Origin of the sequence: Phocaeicola massiliensis B84634 = Timone 84634 = DSM 17679 = JCM 13223 (assembly GCF_000382445.1) — a bacterium.
Taxonomy (GTDB): domain Bacteria; phylum Bacteroidota; class Bacteroidia; order Bacteroidales; family Bacteroidaceae; genus Phocaeicola; species Phocaeicola massiliensis.
This window is the reverse complement of record NZ_KB905474.1, coordinates 285,595-300,359: the sequence shown is the minus strand read 5'-3', so window position 1 is coordinate 300,359 and position 14,765 is coordinate 285,595. Positions and strand designations below refer to the sequence as shown.

Sequence of the window (14,765 nt, the reverse complement as noted above, 5' to 3'; positions counted from 1 at the left end):
CTTTTCCCTCTGTTCGGTTGCGATAACTCGACAGGGGGATTTTTCTTGTACTCCGATCTGATGGCGGCAATATCCATTTATATACACCTCCCAAATAGGCTTTACTTCACTGCTATACAGTCGATACTAAATGTAGTACATACTAATGTTAGTAAAGTAGGATATCAGGAAATCTCCCGTTGCAAAGGATAGTATGCACTACATTTAGTCAATCAGTATTTTAGTATAGTAGTAGATACTACGATACTAAAATGTAATAAAGTAGTAAAATAGTACACACTAATCATAGTAAATACTAAAAATAGTAGTATCTTTGTATCAGAAATAAAGATAGGAATTTATGGCAAAGATAATCGCTGTTTTGAACCACAAGGGCGGTGTCGGAAAGACGACCACCACCATCAATCTTGCTGCCGCATTGCAGCAGAAGAAAAAGCGTGTACTGCTCATCGACATGGACGGTCAGGCAAACCTCACGGAATCCTGCGGTCTCTCCATCGAAGAGGAACGGACGGTGTACGGAGCAATGAAAGGTGAATACCCGTTAACGGTATTCGAGTTAAATAATGGCCTTTCCGTTGTACCGTCCTGCCTTGATTTGTCAGCGGCAGAATCCGAGCTTATCAATGAGCCGGGGCGGGAATTAATACTGAAAGGGCTGATTGCAAAATTGCTTGAAACCCGTAAATTCGACTATATCCTGATTGACTGTCCGCCCTCGCTGGGTTTGCTGACACTCAACGCACTTACATCTGCGGATTTCTTGATTATCCCGGTACAGGCGCAATTCCTCGCCATGCGCGGAATGGCGAAGATTACAAATGTGGTCGAGATTGTCAAAACCCGTTTGAACCCGAATCTGAACATCGGCGGAATTGTCATCACACAGTTTGACAAGCGCAAGACGCTCAACAAGAGTGTTGCGGAACTCATCAACGAATCATTCTGCGACAAAGTGTTCAAGACCGTCATCCGGGACAATGTGGCATTGGCCGAAGCTCCGATAAAGGGTCTGAACATCTTTGAATACAACAAGAACAGCAACGGGGCAAAGGACTACATGGAGTTAGCAAAAGAAGTGTTGAAATTAAAGTAAAGACGATATGAGCAAAAGTGATTCATTGAAAAACGGCATGAGAAGCGGACTGGACGGCTTGCTGTCATCCACCGGGAAGTCCACGCAAAAGAAAGAGCCTGCACCGGTCAAAGCGGAAAAAGAACCTGCCGTGCATTGCAATTTTGTTATCGACAAGAGTATTCATACCCGGATGAAATACCTCGCTATCAAGAAGAATATGTCGCTCCGAAATATTGTGAACGAGGCGATGAAAGAGTATTTGGAAAAGCACGAGAAATAACCGGGGCGGCAATCCGCCCAATCAACTTTTATACCATACCGCTATCTTATGGCACATGTCCACAAGGTAGCGGTTTTCCCGTTTATACCCCTGGCTGTTCTCCTGCTCTATTCGCCTCTTATAGCTGCAATGCTGCATTTCCCCTTTCTATCCATTCCTCTTGCCGCTTGTCCGGTCTCGTTCCTGCCATCGCCGGTTGGTTTTCCAGACGCAAATTTGGACTGCCGCGCTTGATTTCATCGCTTTGAAGTGCATTTCTCGTAAAATTCTTCCTTTCCGTGAAAGAGTAATTTTCCGGAAAAAGCGTTGAAAATAGCTTGTTCGTCAGTCCCTTGAAGCATCTGTAAATCCCAAGCGGTTCAGGCAGAAAAAAGAACCGAAAAGAGGGAAAAATAACAAAACAAATATCAACCAATTAAATTTTATGATTATGGCAACAACAGCAGTTCAAGCAGTAGAGAAGAACATCACATCGGTAGCATTGGCAGACATTCAGTCGAGCAGTTACAACCCACGCAAGAACTTTGACGAGACAAGCCTTGCGGAACTTGCCGAGAGCATCCGTCAGCAGGGAGTGCTTCAGCCTATCGGTGTGCGCCCTATTGCGGACAACCGTTTCGAGATTGTCTTTGGAGAACGCAGATACCGTGCTTCCCTCATGGCTGAATTGGCGGAAATTCCGGCTACCGTCATGGAAATTTCAGACGAGACAGCCGAGGAAATGGCAATCACCGAGAACCTGCATCGCAAGGATGTTACCCCGATTGAGGAAGCCAATGCCTACCAAAAACTCATAGACAGCGGTCGCCACGATGTCCAATCCTTGACCGTGCAGTTCGGCAAGACGGAAGCGTATATCCGTACACGACTTAAATTCGTTTCCTTGATACCCGAAATCGCCGTGCTGTTGGAACAGGACGAAATCACAATCAGCGTGGCAAGTGAAATCTGCCGTTATGGGGAAGAGATACAGCGTGAGGTGTACGACCAACATCTGAAAGAGGGGGTGCAGTACAATAGTTGGCGAGGCATGAAAGCCTCCGAGGTGGCACAGAGCATCGAACGGCAATATACCGCAGACCTCAATCGCTATTCATTTGACAAAACCCTTTGTCTTTCATGTCCCCACAATACCAATAACATGATGTTATTCTGTGAGGGTAGTTGCGGAAATTGCGCCAACCGTGCTTGTCTTGTGGAAATGAACACATCGCACCTTACCGAAAAGGCTATGCGGCTCATGGAACAGCACCCTGCCGTTCCCCTCTGCCACGAAAGCTACAATTACAATGAAGCCGTCGTCGACCGACTTACCGCTATAGGCTACGAGGTGGAAAGTCTTAAAACCTATGCAACGAAATACCCCGAATGCCCCCAAGCTCCTCAAAAAGAGGATTACGATACCACCGAGGAATACGAGGAAGCAGTAAAGGATTACGAGCAGAAATTGAACGGCTACACCGAGAAATGCGAAGCAATCCGCACCCGAAGCGAAGCAGGAGAAATCTCCCTCTATCTCCGTATTGAGAGCAACGACATTACACTGTGCTATGTTGCAAATACCGCTACAACCGCAAACGGTACGGCAACCAAAATGCCGCTTTCACCTATCGAGAAGTTGGAAAAGCAGGACAAACGCAACAAGGAGATTGCCCTCGAAAAGACCGTTGAAGACACCAAAAAGCGGATTTTAGAGGTCGATATGTCAGAGCGCAAATTTGGGCAGGACGAGGAGAAAATGGTGTATTTCTTCCTGCTCTCCTCACTCCGCAAAGAGCATTTCAATGAGGTGGGAATTGAAGATAAAGGCTCTTATTACTACCTTACGAGCGAGGACAAAATGCGCATCATCGAGAACCTTACCGCCAAGCAGAAAGCCGTTATCCGCAGGGATTATCTGATTGCCAATTTCAAGGACGCATTCGGTAACAACGCCACAGCCTCCCTGTTGCTTGACTTCGCTCAAAAGCATATGCCCGAAGAACTTGCCAATATCCAAGACGGATATAATGAAGTGTACGAAAAGCGACACCAACGCATCGAGGAAAAGAAAGCCGCTTTGCAGGAACAAGCCACGCAGGAAGCGGAACAACCCGATGAACCGCAACCCGAAGCGGAAGCACAGACCGAACCGCAAGCGGAAGAAATAGCTGCCTGACAAATGTTGTTGTCATAACGGATAGGGGGAGGGAGAAATCCGCCCTCTATTCATTTTTGTATGCTCCGGACAAAGGACCCAAGTACCTCTTCTAACTTTCTGACGAACCCGTCACCACCCGCCCTTCTTCCATTCATAGCTTCCGTTTCCTCTCTTTTTTACCATTTTCAACTTCCCTTTTATAGCGTTTCCCCGGCTTCGTCCCCTGTCAGCCCCGGTTTGGTTTTATCAGATGCAAAGGTCGGCCGTCGCGCTTGATCCGGCGGCTTAAAGTGAATTTCCTGCAAATTCTTCCTTTCCTCAGAAAGAGTAATTGGCAGGAAAAGCCTTCCGTATGAAGCTGTACCGACAACCGTGTACCGCATCCATAAAATCCCAAAGCGGTTCCGACAGAAAGGAACCGAACGGAGGGAAGAAAAAAACAAATCATTAAAATTCAAGATTATGGACAACATCAAGGAAAGCAAGGAGTACCAGCTCGCCAAAGACTGGGAAAGGGCAGTGAACGATTACGGCTTCAACCCCAAACGGTTTGCAGCCGCTATCCCCGAAATGCACCCCACACTGCAGCAAAGCCTTTACAGGTTGGTAAAAGAGTGTATCGTGGTCATGGCGGACGAGACACGCAACTACGACGACCGCAACCGTGCATCGCACGAGGAAGCGAAGTGCATCATGGAATACCTCAAGGCTCACGGGAAACACATCCCATTAAGATAACAGATGTATGAAAACGAAAGAACTACAATTTGACGGCAATATCTACATCTGCCGTATCGTGAAATCCAACGAAGGTGAAGAATTACTTATCGGCTCTACCGCTCTGCTCGATGCACTTCATCCGGGCAGTTTCGAGGACGAAAACGAAGGTTTTGCAAGTAAGGAAGCCGAACAAATATATGACGAGGTTTTCTTTTTCACCGATGCGAAAACCCTCAAATTACCGGACGATGAACTCATCACGGAATTAAAAGAGGATAACCCCGAATGGTTCAACTAACATAAATCAATAATCATATTAAAAATCAAAGTTATGGATAAAGAGTATGTAATGCACATCGCACAGACCATCAAAGAACAATTGGTATCACTTACACCCATGCCCATTCTTATGTCGTGGGGAATCGGCGATTTTGTCGCTACGGTATTCCGGGATTTGCCGGCATTGCGGATTAAAGTAAACGGGCGGTTGCACGCCGGAAATGTCGTTATCGCACTCAACGGCTCCGATTATTATGAGGTATATCTGCTGAAAGAGAACGGTGCGGAGTGCGTCAATGAGGAAGTATGCTTCGACGAGTTGGGCGATGTCATTGACCGAGCCGTCGAAAGCGGTACGGACAAAGAGGAATACGACAAATTCTGCGACCGGCAACTTGCCGTACTTTTAAGCGGTACACGAGCCTGAATAAGCGAGCGACCGAATAACACCGCCCATTTTTCTACGTGGGCGGTGTTTTCGTGTGCGGTTGGATGCGTCCAAGCCGCAATATCCTATTATAAACTCACTTTTGAAGTCCTTGTTCCACTTTTACCGTTGTTACGGCTTGTGGGATTGTCCGGCTCCGTCATTTCCAATACCCCTGTACCAATCATCGGATTGATATAGACCTCCATAAGATTTTCCCTATCTTTCAATCCTAAATGTTGCAAAATATCAGATAGGTATTGCGGCTCAACACAGAACTCCAAGATTTGCTCTTTTCTCAAATCCTGCTTGCGAGGTTTTCTTGCGGGTTTTCTTGTCGGGTTTTCATCCCTAACTGCAAGGTCAGCACAACATAGTCCGGACGTGTTTCCTCGGCTACAGTAGGAAGCGGCCAACCCAAAGACTGCCAACCGCTCACAATCTTATCCACACCGCTACCAGCTTTCTCGGCACGCCCCAGACGCATGAACATCTGAGTGAGTAGATTGGCAGCAAAGCGAGTGCAAGACACCGGAACGCTAAAAATACCGAATAAGACCCACGCGGCACTATAATATGTTGGCATTCTGCCCTGTATATCCCGTATTTTTCGTACCTTTGCGGCACAAAAACGTATGTATATGGAACAACAGGTTATCCCATCGGATTATACACAATATGCAGAGGCAGTAGAGATAATCAAACATGCCATCGAACGCTGCCGGTATAGAAGTGCGGCTGCGGTCAACAAAGAAACTCTCTCGTTGTATTTTGGAGTGGGGAAATTCGTGTCTGAAAATTCCCGCATCGGCTGTTGGGGTACTAAAGCATTGCCTACCATATCAAAGCTCCTTCAACGGGAGTTGCCCGGTCTGCACGGCTTTTCTGAATCGGGGTTGAAACGGATGCGCTCATTCTATGAGGAATGGAGGACGTTTTTAATTCGTCCAACAGTGTTGGGCGAATTGGAAAACCATTCGTCGGAAAAGGGTACGGCTTTAATTCATCCAACAGCGTTGGGCGAATTGGATATTGACGAGCATCTACTGCTGCAACTTATCGGGCAACCGGTCAATACCGAATTTACCTGGGACGATTTTGTCAAGATCAGCTTTTCACATCATATTGAAATCCTGACTCGTTCAAAAGACATCGCGGAACGGTTGTTCTATATCCATTGTGCCGCTCAAAATGCGTGGTCGCTATCCTCTCTCAAAAATTACTTGAAAGAAGACATCTATTCAAATCGCGGATCTTTGCCGAGCAACTTCCTTCAAGTGCTGCCCGAAGCCATTTATGCCGTAAAAGCGATATTGGCGTTCAAGGATGAGTATATGCTCGAAATGGTTAATCTGGAGAATGTGGGAGAACGCGAACAGGACTGGAACGAAAAGGTCATCGAAAACCAAATCGTAACCAATATCAAGCAGTTCATTCTCCGTTTTGGAAACGACTTCACTTTTATCGACAGTCAGCATCGCCTGATAGTTGCCGGAGAAGAAATGTTTGCTGACCTTGTATTCTTCAACAGAGAACTGAATGCCAGCGTAATCGTGGAGTTGAAACGGGGCAAGTTCCGCCCGAATTATCTCGGACAGCTTAGCGGCTACCTGACGGTGTATGACATGACCGACAAGAAACCGCACGAGAACCCTTCAATCGGTATTGTCCTATGCCAGGATGCCAACCGCAAGTTTGTCGAAATCATGGTGCGCGACTATGATAAGCCTATGGGCGTGGCGACATACCGCACAGCCCAAGAAATGCCGGAGAATCTGCGCAAGACTCTACCGGACATCGACAAATTACAAAATCTGCTATCGGAAAACGATTCCAAATCGGAAACTGTCAGATAATTCATTTACGTCCGTAAAACCGGCTTTATGCCCACAAGATTTTGGGTAACTGAAATTGAATATAAAAATCCCTGCAATAATTTCGTGATTATTGCAGGGATTTTGATTTATTTCGCCCCACGCTTGTTCAGTACATCCGTTATCATGTCTTTTACATCCTGTCCGACTTGTATGAAATTTTTATACAAGATGCGTTCCCGTTCCTCCCTCGACTTAAAGGTGTAGAACTTCGGTAGCGGTACATAGGCCGCTTCCTCCGCTTTTATCTCCTTCATATCGAAATCCGTCTTGCAGAAGAACTTTGTAGTCTTGAACTCTTCCGATTCCTGAATGTTCATCGAGCCTCCTGTACCGGTTTTCGTCTTCACGAAATCCCTGGCCGTCTGTCCGCAAATCCATCCCGTCGCCATATCCGAAATTTTCGAGGCGGGTACAAGGCTGTCCATATTCTCATTGAGATTGATGCTCGTCTTATCCCGGTCGATGGTCACGCCCTTTTTGACCTGTACTACCTTGCCGAAAATGTCATTCGACAACCATTCCAGTGTCTCTTTTGCGCGAGCTGAACCGCTTACCACGTTGCCCACTGTCGTGATGATTTTTTGCATTCCCACTTTTCCGTAGTCAGCCTCCAACTGCGGCAACTCCTGAAAACCCAGCGTTACGCTTACCTTGTTGCTTCTCGCCGTACCTATCAGTCGGTCTATCTTGTGGAAATACAGTGTCGGCAGCTCATCCACGATGATGCTGACCGGAATATTCTTCCCCTGCCCGGTGTTCACACGGGTAACGAGACGGTTCAATATCAGAGCGTTCAACGCTCCGATGATACTTTCCATTTCCGGATCGTTGGCTATCAGCAGATAACTGGGTGACTTGGGGTCACTAACTTTCAGGTCGAAGTCGTCCCCATCCTTGTGGAATATCCAGTAGGATTCCTTGGTGGCCAAACGGCTGGTATAGACACGCAGCGTACCAATCATACCCTCTAATTGTTCCATTGCCTTGTTCTTGAAGGCCGTCTGGAACGGGCCGAGCAACGGCGCGACCTCGTTGTCCGTCTCCAGTACCTCAAAAATAGTCTGGTAGCTCTCATTGAGAAATGAAAGGATATGCGGCATATCCGAGTATTTTCCCAGCCAATAGGCAGGTTCCACGATGCTGCCACCCTCACGGTCACGAACGACACCCGTCGGCTTCCAGAACTTCGTCTGCGGATCTTGCCGTTTCTCCGCATATAGTTTCTTTCCGTTTGCATCGTAGGGTTCCCGCTCGTAGTTCACGAAAAAGTAGATACAGGCGGCAAGAAAGTTCACGGCAGAAGTCTGAAAGAACTGGTCACTGCCTCCGCCTCCCTCTTTCTTGCCTTTCTGCAGGGATTCCAACAGGGTTTCCGCCGTTTCGCTCGCCGCCGCAAGATTATTGATGTACTTTGCCTGAATGGGGTTCACCCGTTTGCTGTACTCCACATCCACGAAGTTGATGATGTTGAACTTGCACCCTTTGGGCAGTTTTCCGAGCTTCTGGTTTTTCTTGTAATGATAGTAAAGTTTAGTGGCAAGTGTCGGAAATTTGTAGTCATAGACCACCATCGCAAAGCCCTTGGCACTATGTTGGCGGATGAACGGTTCTATGATGCTGAACGTCTTACCGCTGCCCGGAGTTCCGACTACCCATGTTCCTCTGAAACAGTTGCTTATCGACACCCATCCCTTGCGAAATTTACCTTTGTAATAGTACCGCATCGGTATATTCACGCTATACTGGTTCTCAACCTTCTCTTCGCTCTGCTCGAAACTTTCATTCTCAAAGTTGAACCGGTCTTTACCCAGTCCCTCCTTGATGAACTTCGAGATGTTATCCAGTGCGATATGTACCAATATCACACCGACAAGCGTGGTCGCCATGTAGAAGATGATATTTAGTGGCAACGTGTAGAGCCTCGTTTCCATCGGATGATGGTACAACCACACGGAGAACACAATCAGGAACAGTCCGCTGATTAGCGGATATAACACCTGTCTCCGGGCATCGAACTCCAGATGCTTCTTGTTCCTCGTACCGATACAGGTGATGCAGATAAGCAGGAACGTCGCAATCTTGCTGTACACAAGATTACCGTCATTGTAAATCATCCACTGCTTGATGCGCCCGTGAATATCAATCAGTATGCCACCCCAGTGGTCGAGCATGGCAGGGTCGATGGCATACTCGAAGAACTCCATCAGCACGGAGATATAGATGACCGCACGGAATATCTTGTAGAACCCTTGTAATTCTTTGCTCTCTTCCATGAATCAATCCGTTGTTAATTCTTGTTTCCGACGATACCAACGGTCGTTGATTCGTATGACATCCATACCGAACCACACACCGTTTTCGTTCAGTTTCGTCTTTATTCTTTCAAGTGCTACCGGTCCTAAACCCCAGATTTCCATGAGATATTCCTCGTTGAGCTGAATCAGGTCGCCGACATACAATATCCCATGAGATTCGAGTTTGCTTCTGACTATAGGCGTCATTTTCATGCTGAATATCGGCTGTGAGAGATAATGCACCTCTTCTGCCTGAATGTTGTCCAAGGCTATCTCAAGCCCTTCTTTGACTCTCTGGACAGAATTGATGTATTCTTCCTGCTGTTGGATTTTAATTTCCTGTTGCTGTATCTCATCACGCAATTCAGAAGCCTTCCTTAAAAGTTCGGCATTGCTTCGCTTCAATTCGTCATTAACATCCGTCATCGACCGGTTGTTTAACTCAAGTTCCTTGCGTTTGCCGTTCAACTCCTTGACAACTTCCTCCAATTTGGCAATCTGGCATCTCAGAGCCGAACCTTTCCCATTGTCTGCCGCCATGTTATCCAAAAGGTAGCTGAAGCGTTGAATCAGATAATCAATGTCCTTTTTATCAGACGCAACAGAATCGGCGAGCTTTTTCAGTTTTTGCCGAGGTGATTCATCTTTGATGGGATAGTATATGAGGAAAGCCCCCAATACCATCAATACTATACAGAAAAGCATATCTATATTCATATCGTTGCACATTTTATTTGTTCATGGTAATTATAGGCCGCAGCTTATGCGCCTGTGTCTTAGGTGTCTCCTGCATCGCGCCGCTTCCTGTCGAGTAAAGCCACGCTTTCGCCGTCTCTTGTCCGGACACTTCCGTCGATGTCCAGTACCAGCAATCGTATTCATCCAACGGCAACGGATGACCGCCGCACCGTTCAATGACAGGATTGACGGTTTCCCGGACAGCATACAGCAACCGCATCTGTGCTACCGACGGGATATAGGCACTCTGTCCGTACCTCCACAGGTCAAAGACCGCTTCCGCCATAGGCGAAGCCGTCTCCCTTGTGTCGTACAGCGCAAAGGTGTTCATGTTCCCGTCCAATGCCCCGATGTCGGCCGACGTCCCTTGTGCGACACCGAGGCTGTCGGCGAATGCCGCCGGAGCAATGTCCCACAGGTAAACCGCATAGCCGTTCCCTTCCGTTCCTTCACGGCGTTCGGTATCAAAGACAACCGCTATTGCCCGCTTCCCCGATTGTTCATACTGCGCATAGGACAATGCCGTGCCGTCCTCGCAGAGAATATGCCCCGGACGTACCGCCGTATCGGGTACGTCGATATGGGCGTCACAGGCAGCGCACAATACCGCCGCCACTACCATTGCAATCCATTGAATCTTTCGTATCATGTCATTTCCGTTTTTTTGTTTTTCCTTTATTTTATCGGCAGTTTTACACCCAGCACGATACCTGTCCGCAGCAAATCCGCCCCTTTTATCATCATGTCACTCTTGACCTGCCAGTACAGCGTCCATCCCGACCGCAGCTCATAATTGTGCTCGTAACCCACATGGATTCCGGCAAGAAACTTGTTCGTGTCGCTCCCTGCCGAAGCTCCGATACGCAAGTTGCCGTAATGGTTGCGTCCACGCACCACACAAGGTTTGTACGCCACACCGAAACCATAAGTGCGGTAGTTGCGCCAGAAGGATTCCGGACAAATATGACCGCAAGATTTACATTCCGTCCATTTCAGATAGCCGTTGGCGAAGAACTCCCACGCATGACGGTAGTTCATTTCATGCTCGTAAGCAAGCGTTACGTCCATGCCGTTCTCATACAGCAATCCCACGCCGAGCGAGAGGCGGCCGCCGTTGCGTTGCGCATGGGCATTGGTGGCAAACCCTATGCAGACAAGCATCAGTAACAAAACTGTTTTCAACGTCTTTTTCATCGTCATTCCTCCTCCAATAAAGCGGTGTTAAATGAATCGGCCGACAGCACATCCTCGTAGTCGATGTTCAGGCTGATATTGCGCCCGCTGATTTGTTGTTCCGTCATTTCGATAGTCAGCAGCTTGTCGTTCGGAAAGGTCATCTTTTTCACGACAATCACGTTCCGGTAGCCGTGCTTGAACGTCTTGCCGTGTTCCAATACCAGGGCAGGAGTCAGCTCGATGGTCTGCGCGTTAGTTGCCTTCGAAAGTTTCTTGTCCGACAGTTTCACCCGTATCTCGTCGATGTCGAAACGGATGTTCGTTTTGTTCTCGATGGAAAAGTCGATGAAGAAGTAGTCGCCCACCGAGTAAATATTGTTCAGGCGCATCACCATTCGGTGCGCCTTGGTCGCCACGTTGCGGATTTTCGCGGGCGAGTTCCACACCCGTCTTGCAAAACGCACCATGTCGGCTGTGGACATCGAGACCGTAGGATTGTTGTAGGCATCCCGTTCCTGTAGCTGAATTTCCTTGTCTGCCACCGCCTCGCTTATCCGCGTGGTGTAGATGAGTGCATACTGCGTGCGATAGCGTTCCGTTACGATGGTGACGATGGCCAGCACTTCACCGTCCTCGTGTCCCGTCTCTTTGGGCTTTAACCGGATGATGTTCTCAATGGGTTGGTCGCCCGCCACCTTGTCTGTGGAAATATCCACGAAGCGGACCGGTTCCGAGGCTGTGATGACGGTCGTTACCTGTTCATTGACAGTCAGCCGTTCCATCTCTTCGTATGTACGCTGAGCCTGTGCGTTCCGTGTGGCAAAAAGTCCTGCCGCCAGAAGAAATGCAGTTATAATTATTTTCTTGTTCATATCGTTTCTGTTGATATTTTTTATTTTTTTATTTCTTTATTTCCCTTATTTCGCTTTCTTTAATCCCATGACCACGTTCCAGTTCCTCCCGAATCCGTCGTCCGGCAATTTCGCAATACGTCGGTTCAATCTCGAATCCGATGTAATGCCGTCCCGTGCGGATGGCGGCAATGGCGGTCGTACCCGAACCGATGCAGTTGTCCAGCACCACATCGCCCTCGTTGGTATAGGTGCGCATCAGGTACTCTATCAAGGCTACCGGCTTCTGTGTCGGATGATAGAATGCTCCTGTCTTGTGTTCCTTGGGTATGGAAATGACAGAGGTCGGGTACTTGTCTTCGGCAACACGCACCGGAGCCAGTTTCATTTCACCGTAACAGCGGTTCGTGAAACCGTCCGTCTTGCGCCGTCCATGATTTTTCCGTTCCGGTGGACACGGCATCATCTGAGGATGATATACCGGCTGACGGTCGTAGAACACGATGATGTCCTCATGCTGGCGTAGCGGCATCCGGTTGGCATTCAGGTGACCCGTTACCCGGTCTTTCCGCCACACGAGGTTATACCGCCACATCCGGGGTTGCGAGAGCATGAGCCGCGCCGAGAAGATGCCCTGCGCAAAGAGGATAACGGGGCTTCCCGGCTTGGTGATCCTGCGGTACTGTTCCCACAACGCTTCGAGCGGTATCTGCCTGTCCCAGTGTACCGCCTTGTTGCTACGGTTCAACACGCCGTAAGGCAAATCCGCTATCACGGCATCGACACTGCCGTTCGCCATGAGCTTCATGCCCTCGATACAGTCCATATTATATATGTTGTCAATCTCTATCATGGCTTCCGTTTTTACTGTTTCTCACGTCCGTTCACCAGATAGACGAAAGTGCCGTATTTCAGCTTTACCTTATTTTTTTTGATAGCTTTGCCGATGGCATTGCTCGTTTTCTGGTAGGCATTCGTAGCGGCTTGCATTCCCCATTGCGAGAGACTGTTGCCGTAACTGCCGGTATTCATGTTCAGATTCCCCGACACCGCACCGCTTGCCACATCCTTGCTCGTTTCCCGGAACTGGCTGTTCGGTACATAAAGCCCCTCCATGCCGTCCGTGTCGTAAAGGGACAGGCTGACCTTCACCAGTTCGTCCTCGATGAGAATGCTGGTGATGTTCCCCTTCACACGCCCCGACGAGAAGCCGCTCATGGTGGCATACAGATACGACCCTCGTTTGACCACGCACTCGTTGATCTCCACGTCGTCGAGCAGACGCAACCGCACACGCGAGCCGTCCACCGCTTTGATGTCCTCGTCGATAATGGCCTTTATCAGTTTCGGTTCACGGGCATTGACCGCAAGCGTATTGAAGTAATCCGAAGCCGTCTTTACCTTGCGTACCACTTCGCTGGGCGGTTCGTTCTCTGACGGGGCTTTTACCGAACGGCTCTCTTCCTCTATTTTTCCCTTAACCTCTATGGTTGCCGTCGGGGGTTGCGCCGATGCGGTACTGTCCGTATCGGTCGCCGGTAATACCTCATTGCGTCCTCTCAACCTTGCTTCGGCAAGGGCTTTCTCCAGTTCCGCGAGAGCTTCTTGCTCGCGCGTCTTGGCATCGGCAATTTGCGCTGCCGCAGCCTTTTCCTGCTGTTGCTCATCGAGCAGGGCGATGTCGTCCACCGTGTATTGCGATTCATATTCTTCCTTGTTGTCATCGGGTTCATCTCGTTCTATGTTATCCACTGCGGAGTAATCCTGTATCTTACCCCATGATTTGGCCATGTTCTCGTACTTGCTGCCTATGCCGTCACCGCCTTTAAGCCGGGCATCCGGCAAATCGGGGTTCAAAAACTCCGTTGTCTGCAGCGTCTTGTCCGGAATCTCCGCCGTTTCGGTCTGAAACAGGTCGAAGATGAAGTACGATGCAACCAGAAGCGGGATATACAGGACAGCCGGAAGCATATACTTCGGCTCCCTGAAATTGATTTTATCAAATATCTTCATCATACATCTTTTAATTGAGTTGTACATACTTGCCTTCAATGCTGCAGTTTTTCAGCACTTCTGCGTTTTCCACTCCGAATGCGATCAGGATGCTGCCGCAACCGGGAGAATCGCCGCGTGTTCCGTCCGGGCGGTAAAACCGGATGCGGTGGCGCAGGAATTTCATGCCCGTCGCTTTCTCGAAAATGACGTCCTGAAACATTTTGGAATCGCAACGGTTGAACAACAGCGCGATGCCGTTGCCGTGTTCCGCCAACTTTCGGACAAACTGTTCGATAAGGGGACGCGAGTACGGAGGATTGAGCCATACACGCCCTTCCCATTTCAGGGACAATCCGTCCATGTCCCGGTCATACATGACCTCGGCGGTCGGCCACAACGGACGGACAGGGGCGCAAGGGTCAAGGTCGAACCTGCCTAACGCTTTCAGCACCTCCTTCGGGGTGTACCATTCGTCCGACGAGCGGACTGATTTTTCAAATCGTGTATTCATAAGCACTCCTTTATTGCGGTTCATATTTCTTGTTCTCGTTCCGATTTTCCCTTATTTCACCCCCTTGCAGCCTCTTGTGTCTTTCCCGCAGCACCGAATCCTGCATTTCCGTCGCCGTGCGTGTCGGCCGGCTGTTGCGGTATGCCATCGTAATGCGATAGATGTTCCAAGTGAACCCTCCGATAGCGAAACCGAAGACGATGACCAGAAAAAGTATCCGGTGCGCGTTGGCGAATCCCTGTACCTTGGCGGCAGCCTTGTCGATACGTGTCGCTTGGGCGAACTTTCGTCCGGCGGACACCTCCCGCTCGTAACGGTCTTTGTATTTCGGATCGTTCTTGTCCGGCATCTTTTCACCGAAGAGCATCCGCCTGAATCCCTTGATATTCATAAACTCCG

Annotated in this window: 18 protein-coding genes; 7 read left to right on the top strand and 11 right to left on the bottom strand. The window is 48.9% G+C overall.

Going from position 1 to position 14,765, the window contains the following annotated elements:
* Nucleotides 1-340 precede the first annotated feature (340 nt).
* From HMPREF1534_RS02310 to HMPREF1534_RS02335, 6 genes are all read left to right on the top strand, one after another.
* Nucleotides 341-1,096 carry a ParA family protein gene (locus tag HMPREF1534_RS02310; RefSeq protein ID WP_005944236.1) on the top strand — a complete coding sequence of 252 codons (756 nt, stop codon included), beginning with the start codon at nt 341-343 and terminating at the stop codon, nt 1,094-1,096.
* Nucleotides 1,097-1,103: 7 nt separating this feature from the next.
* Nucleotides 1,104-1,358 (top strand): hypothetical protein, encoded by a 255-nt coding sequence (locus HMPREF1534_RS02315; RefSeq protein WP_005944234.1) that lies wholly within the window; start codon nt 1,104-1,106, stop codon nt 1,356-1,358.
* A gap of 430 nt (nt 1,359-1,788) precedes the next feature.
* Complete coding sequence (locus HMPREF1534_RS02320) at nt 1,789-3,516, top strand: ParB/RepB/Spo0J family partition protein (RefSeq protein WP_005944233.1); 1,728 nt, start codon at nt 1,789-1,791, stop codon at nt 3,514-3,516.
* A gap of 444 nt (nt 3,517-3,960) precedes the next feature.
* Nucleotides 3,961-4,236 carry a hypothetical protein gene (locus HMPREF1534_RS02325; RefSeq protein ID WP_005944231.1) on the top strand — a complete coding sequence of 92 codons (276 nt, stop codon included), beginning with the start codon at nt 3,961-3,963 and terminating at the stop codon, nt 4,234-4,236.
* A 7-nt stretch (nt 4,237-4,243) separates the two neighbouring features.
* The gene (locus HMPREF1534_RS02330) at nt 4,244-4,516 is read left to right on the top strand and encodes a hypothetical protein (RefSeq protein WP_004301325.1); all 273 of its coding nucleotides are present in this window, start codon (nt 4,244-4,246) and stop codon (nt 4,514-4,516) included.
* Nucleotides 4,517-4,549: 33 nt separating this feature from the next.
* The gene (locus tag HMPREF1534_RS02335) at nt 4,550-4,924 is read left to right on the top strand and encodes a hypothetical protein (RefSeq protein WP_004301326.1); all 375 of its coding nucleotides are present in this window, start codon (nt 4,550-4,552) and stop codon (nt 4,922-4,924) included.
* A gap of 89 nt (nt 4,925-5,013) precedes the next feature.
* Here HMPREF1534_RS02335 and HMPREF1534_RS21285 read toward each other — a convergent pair whose 3' ends face one another.
* The gene (locus HMPREF1534_RS21285) at nt 5,014-5,133 is read right to left on the bottom strand and encodes a hypothetical protein (protein ID WP_018452185.1); all 120 of its coding nucleotides are present in this window, start codon (nt 5,131-5,133) and stop codon (nt 5,014-5,016) included.
* 89 nt (nt 5,134-5,222) lie between these two features.
* Nucleotides 5,223-5,510 carry a putative DNA binding domain-containing protein gene (locus tag HMPREF1534_RS02340; RefSeq protein ID WP_004301328.1) on the bottom strand — a complete coding sequence of 96 codons (288 nt, stop codon included), beginning with the start codon at nt 5,508-5,510 and terminating at the stop codon, nt 5,223-5,225.
* A gap of 55 nt (nt 5,511-5,565) precedes the next feature.
* Here HMPREF1534_RS02340 and HMPREF1534_RS02345 point away from each other — a divergent pair, with 55 nt between their 5' ends.
* Nucleotides 5,566-6,780 carry a PDDEXK nuclease domain-containing protein gene (locus HMPREF1534_RS02345; protein WP_004301329.1) on the top strand — a complete coding sequence of 405 codons (1,215 nt, stop codon included), beginning with the start codon at nt 5,566-5,568 and terminating at the stop codon, nt 6,778-6,780.
* A gap of 107 nt (nt 6,781-6,887) precedes the next feature.
* Here the strand turns inward: HMPREF1534_RS02345 and HMPREF1534_RS02350 are convergent, their stop codons facing one another.
* Genes HMPREF1534_RS02350 through HMPREF1534_RS02390 form a run of 9 tightly spaced genes read right to left on the bottom strand, consistent with a single transcriptional unit; the run spans nt 6,888 to nt 14,757 of the window.
* On the bottom strand, nt 6,888-9,074 hold the full coding sequence (locus tag HMPREF1534_RS02350) for a type IV secretory system conjugative DNA transfer family protein (RefSeq protein WP_004301330.1): 2,187 nt from the start codon (nt 9,072-9,074) through the stop codon (nt 6,888-6,890).
* Nucleotides 9,075-9,077: 3 nt separating this feature from the next.
* Nucleotides 9,078-9,812, bottom strand: a complete 735-nt coding sequence (locus HMPREF1534_RS02355) for a DNA-directed RNA polymerase subunit alpha C-terminal domain-containing protein (RefSeq protein ID WP_005944229.1) — start codon at nt 9,810-9,812, stop codon at nt 9,078-9,080.
* Nucleotides 9,813-9,825: 13 nt separating this feature from the next.
* Nucleotides 9,826-10,482: a hypothetical protein gene (locus HMPREF1534_RS02360; protein WP_004301332.1), complete on the bottom strand. Its 657-nt coding sequence runs from the start codon at nt 10,480-10,482 to the stop codon at nt 9,826-9,828.
* A 26-nt stretch (nt 10,483-10,508) separates the two neighbouring features.
* Nucleotides 10,509-11,033, bottom strand: a complete 525-nt coding sequence (locus HMPREF1534_RS02365; RefSeq protein WP_004301333.1) for a hypothetical protein — start codon at nt 11,031-11,033, stop codon at nt 10,509-10,511.
* Complete coding sequence (traN, locus tag HMPREF1534_RS02370; protein WP_005944228.1) at nt 11,030-11,881, bottom strand: conjugative transposon protein TraN; 852 nt, start codon at nt 11,879-11,881, stop codon at nt 11,030-11,032. The genes HMPREF1534_RS02365 and traN overlap by 4 nt, the downstream gene beginning before the upstream one ends.
* 28 nt (nt 11,882-11,909) lie before the next feature.
* Nucleotides 11,910-12,713, bottom strand: a complete 804-nt coding sequence (locus HMPREF1534_RS02375) for a DNA-methyltransferase (protein WP_004301335.1) — start codon at nt 12,711-12,713, stop codon at nt 11,910-11,912.
* Between the two features lie 11 nt (nt 12,714-12,724).
* Complete coding sequence (gene traM / locus HMPREF1534_RS02380; RefSeq protein ID WP_018452180.1) at nt 12,725-13,876, bottom strand: conjugative transposon protein TraM; 1,152 nt, start codon at nt 13,874-13,876, stop codon at nt 12,725-12,727.
* 7 nt (nt 13,877-13,883) lie between these two features.
* Nucleotides 13,884-14,366, bottom strand: coding sequence for a DNA N-6-adenine-methyltransferase (locus HMPREF1534_RS02385; protein ID WP_005944225.1), 483 nt, complete (start codon nt 14,364-14,366; stop codon nt 13,884-13,886).
* Nucleotides 14,367-14,376: 10 nt separating this feature from the next.
* The gene (locus HMPREF1534_RS02390; RefSeq protein WP_004301338.1) at nt 14,377-14,757 is read right to left on the bottom strand and encodes a hypothetical protein; all 381 of its coding nucleotides are present in this window, start codon (nt 14,755-14,757) and stop codon (nt 14,377-14,379) included.
* Nucleotides 14,758-14,765: the final 8 nt, after the last annotated feature.

Coding starts and splice junctions, on each gene's coding strand:
- HMPREF1534_RS02325 (WP_005944231.1), top strand. CDS start 3,961: ATGGACAACATCAAGGAAAGCAAGGAGTACCAGCTCGCCAAAGACTGG.
- HMPREF1534_RS02355 (WP_005944229.1), bottom strand. CDS start 9,812: ATGAATATAGATATGCTTTTCTGTATAGTATTGATGGTATTGGGGGCT.
- HMPREF1534_RS02375 (WP_004301335.1), bottom strand. CDS start 12,713: ATGATAGAGATTGACAACATATATAATATGGACTGTATCGAGGGCATG.
- HMPREF1534_RS02345 (WP_004301329.1), top strand. CDS start 5,566: ATGGAACAACAGGTTATCCCATCGGATTATACACAATATGCAGAGGCA.
- HMPREF1534_RS02340 (WP_004301328.1), bottom strand. CDS start 5,510: ATGCCAACATATTATAGTGCCGCGTGGGTCTTATTCGGTATTTTTAGC.
- traN (WP_005944228.1), bottom strand. CDS start 11,881: ATGAACAAGAAAATAATTATAACTGCATTTCTTCTGGCGGCAGGACTT.
- HMPREF1534_RS02315 (WP_005944234.1), top strand. CDS start 1,104: ATGAGCAAAAGTGATTCATTGAAAAACGGCATGAGAAGCGGACTGGAC.
- HMPREF1534_RS02350 (WP_004301330.1), bottom strand. CDS start 9,074: ATGGAAGAGAGCAAAGAATTACAAGGGTTCTACAAGATATTCCGTGCG.
- HMPREF1534_RS21285 (WP_018452185.1), bottom strand. CDS start 5,133: ATGGAGGTCTATATCAATCCGATGATTGGTACAGGGGTATTGGAAATG.
- HMPREF1534_RS02310 (WP_005944236.1), top strand. CDS start 341: ATGGCAAAGATAATCGCTGTTTTGAACCACAAGGGCGGTGTCGGAAAG.
- HMPREF1534_RS02390 (WP_004301338.1), bottom strand. CDS start 14,757: ATGAATATCAAGGGATTCAGGCGGATGCTCTTCGGTGAAAAGATGCCG.
- HMPREF1534_RS02385 (WP_005944225.1), bottom strand. CDS start 14,366: ATGAATACACGATTTGAAAAATCAGTCCGCTCGTCGGACGAATGGTAC.
- traM (WP_018452180.1), bottom strand. CDS start 13,876: ATGATGAAGATATTTGATAAAATCAATTTCAGGGAGCCGAAGTATATG.
- HMPREF1534_RS02360 (WP_004301332.1), bottom strand. CDS start 10,482: ATGATACGAAAGATTCAATGGATTGCAATGGTAGTGGCGGCGGTATTG.
- HMPREF1534_RS02365 (WP_004301333.1), bottom strand. CDS start 11,033: ATGACGATGAAAAAGACGTTGAAAACAGTTTTGTTACTGATGCTTGTC.
- HMPREF1534_RS02330 (WP_004301325.1), top strand. CDS start 4,244: ATGAAAACGAAAGAACTACAATTTGACGGCAATATCTACATCTGCCGT.
- HMPREF1534_RS02320 (WP_005944233.1), top strand. CDS start 1,789: ATGGCAACAACAGCAGTTCAAGCAGTAGAGAAGAACATCACATCGGTA.
- HMPREF1534_RS02335 (WP_004301326.1), top strand. CDS start 4,550: ATGGATAAAGAGTATGTAATGCACATCGCACAGACCATCAAAGAACAA.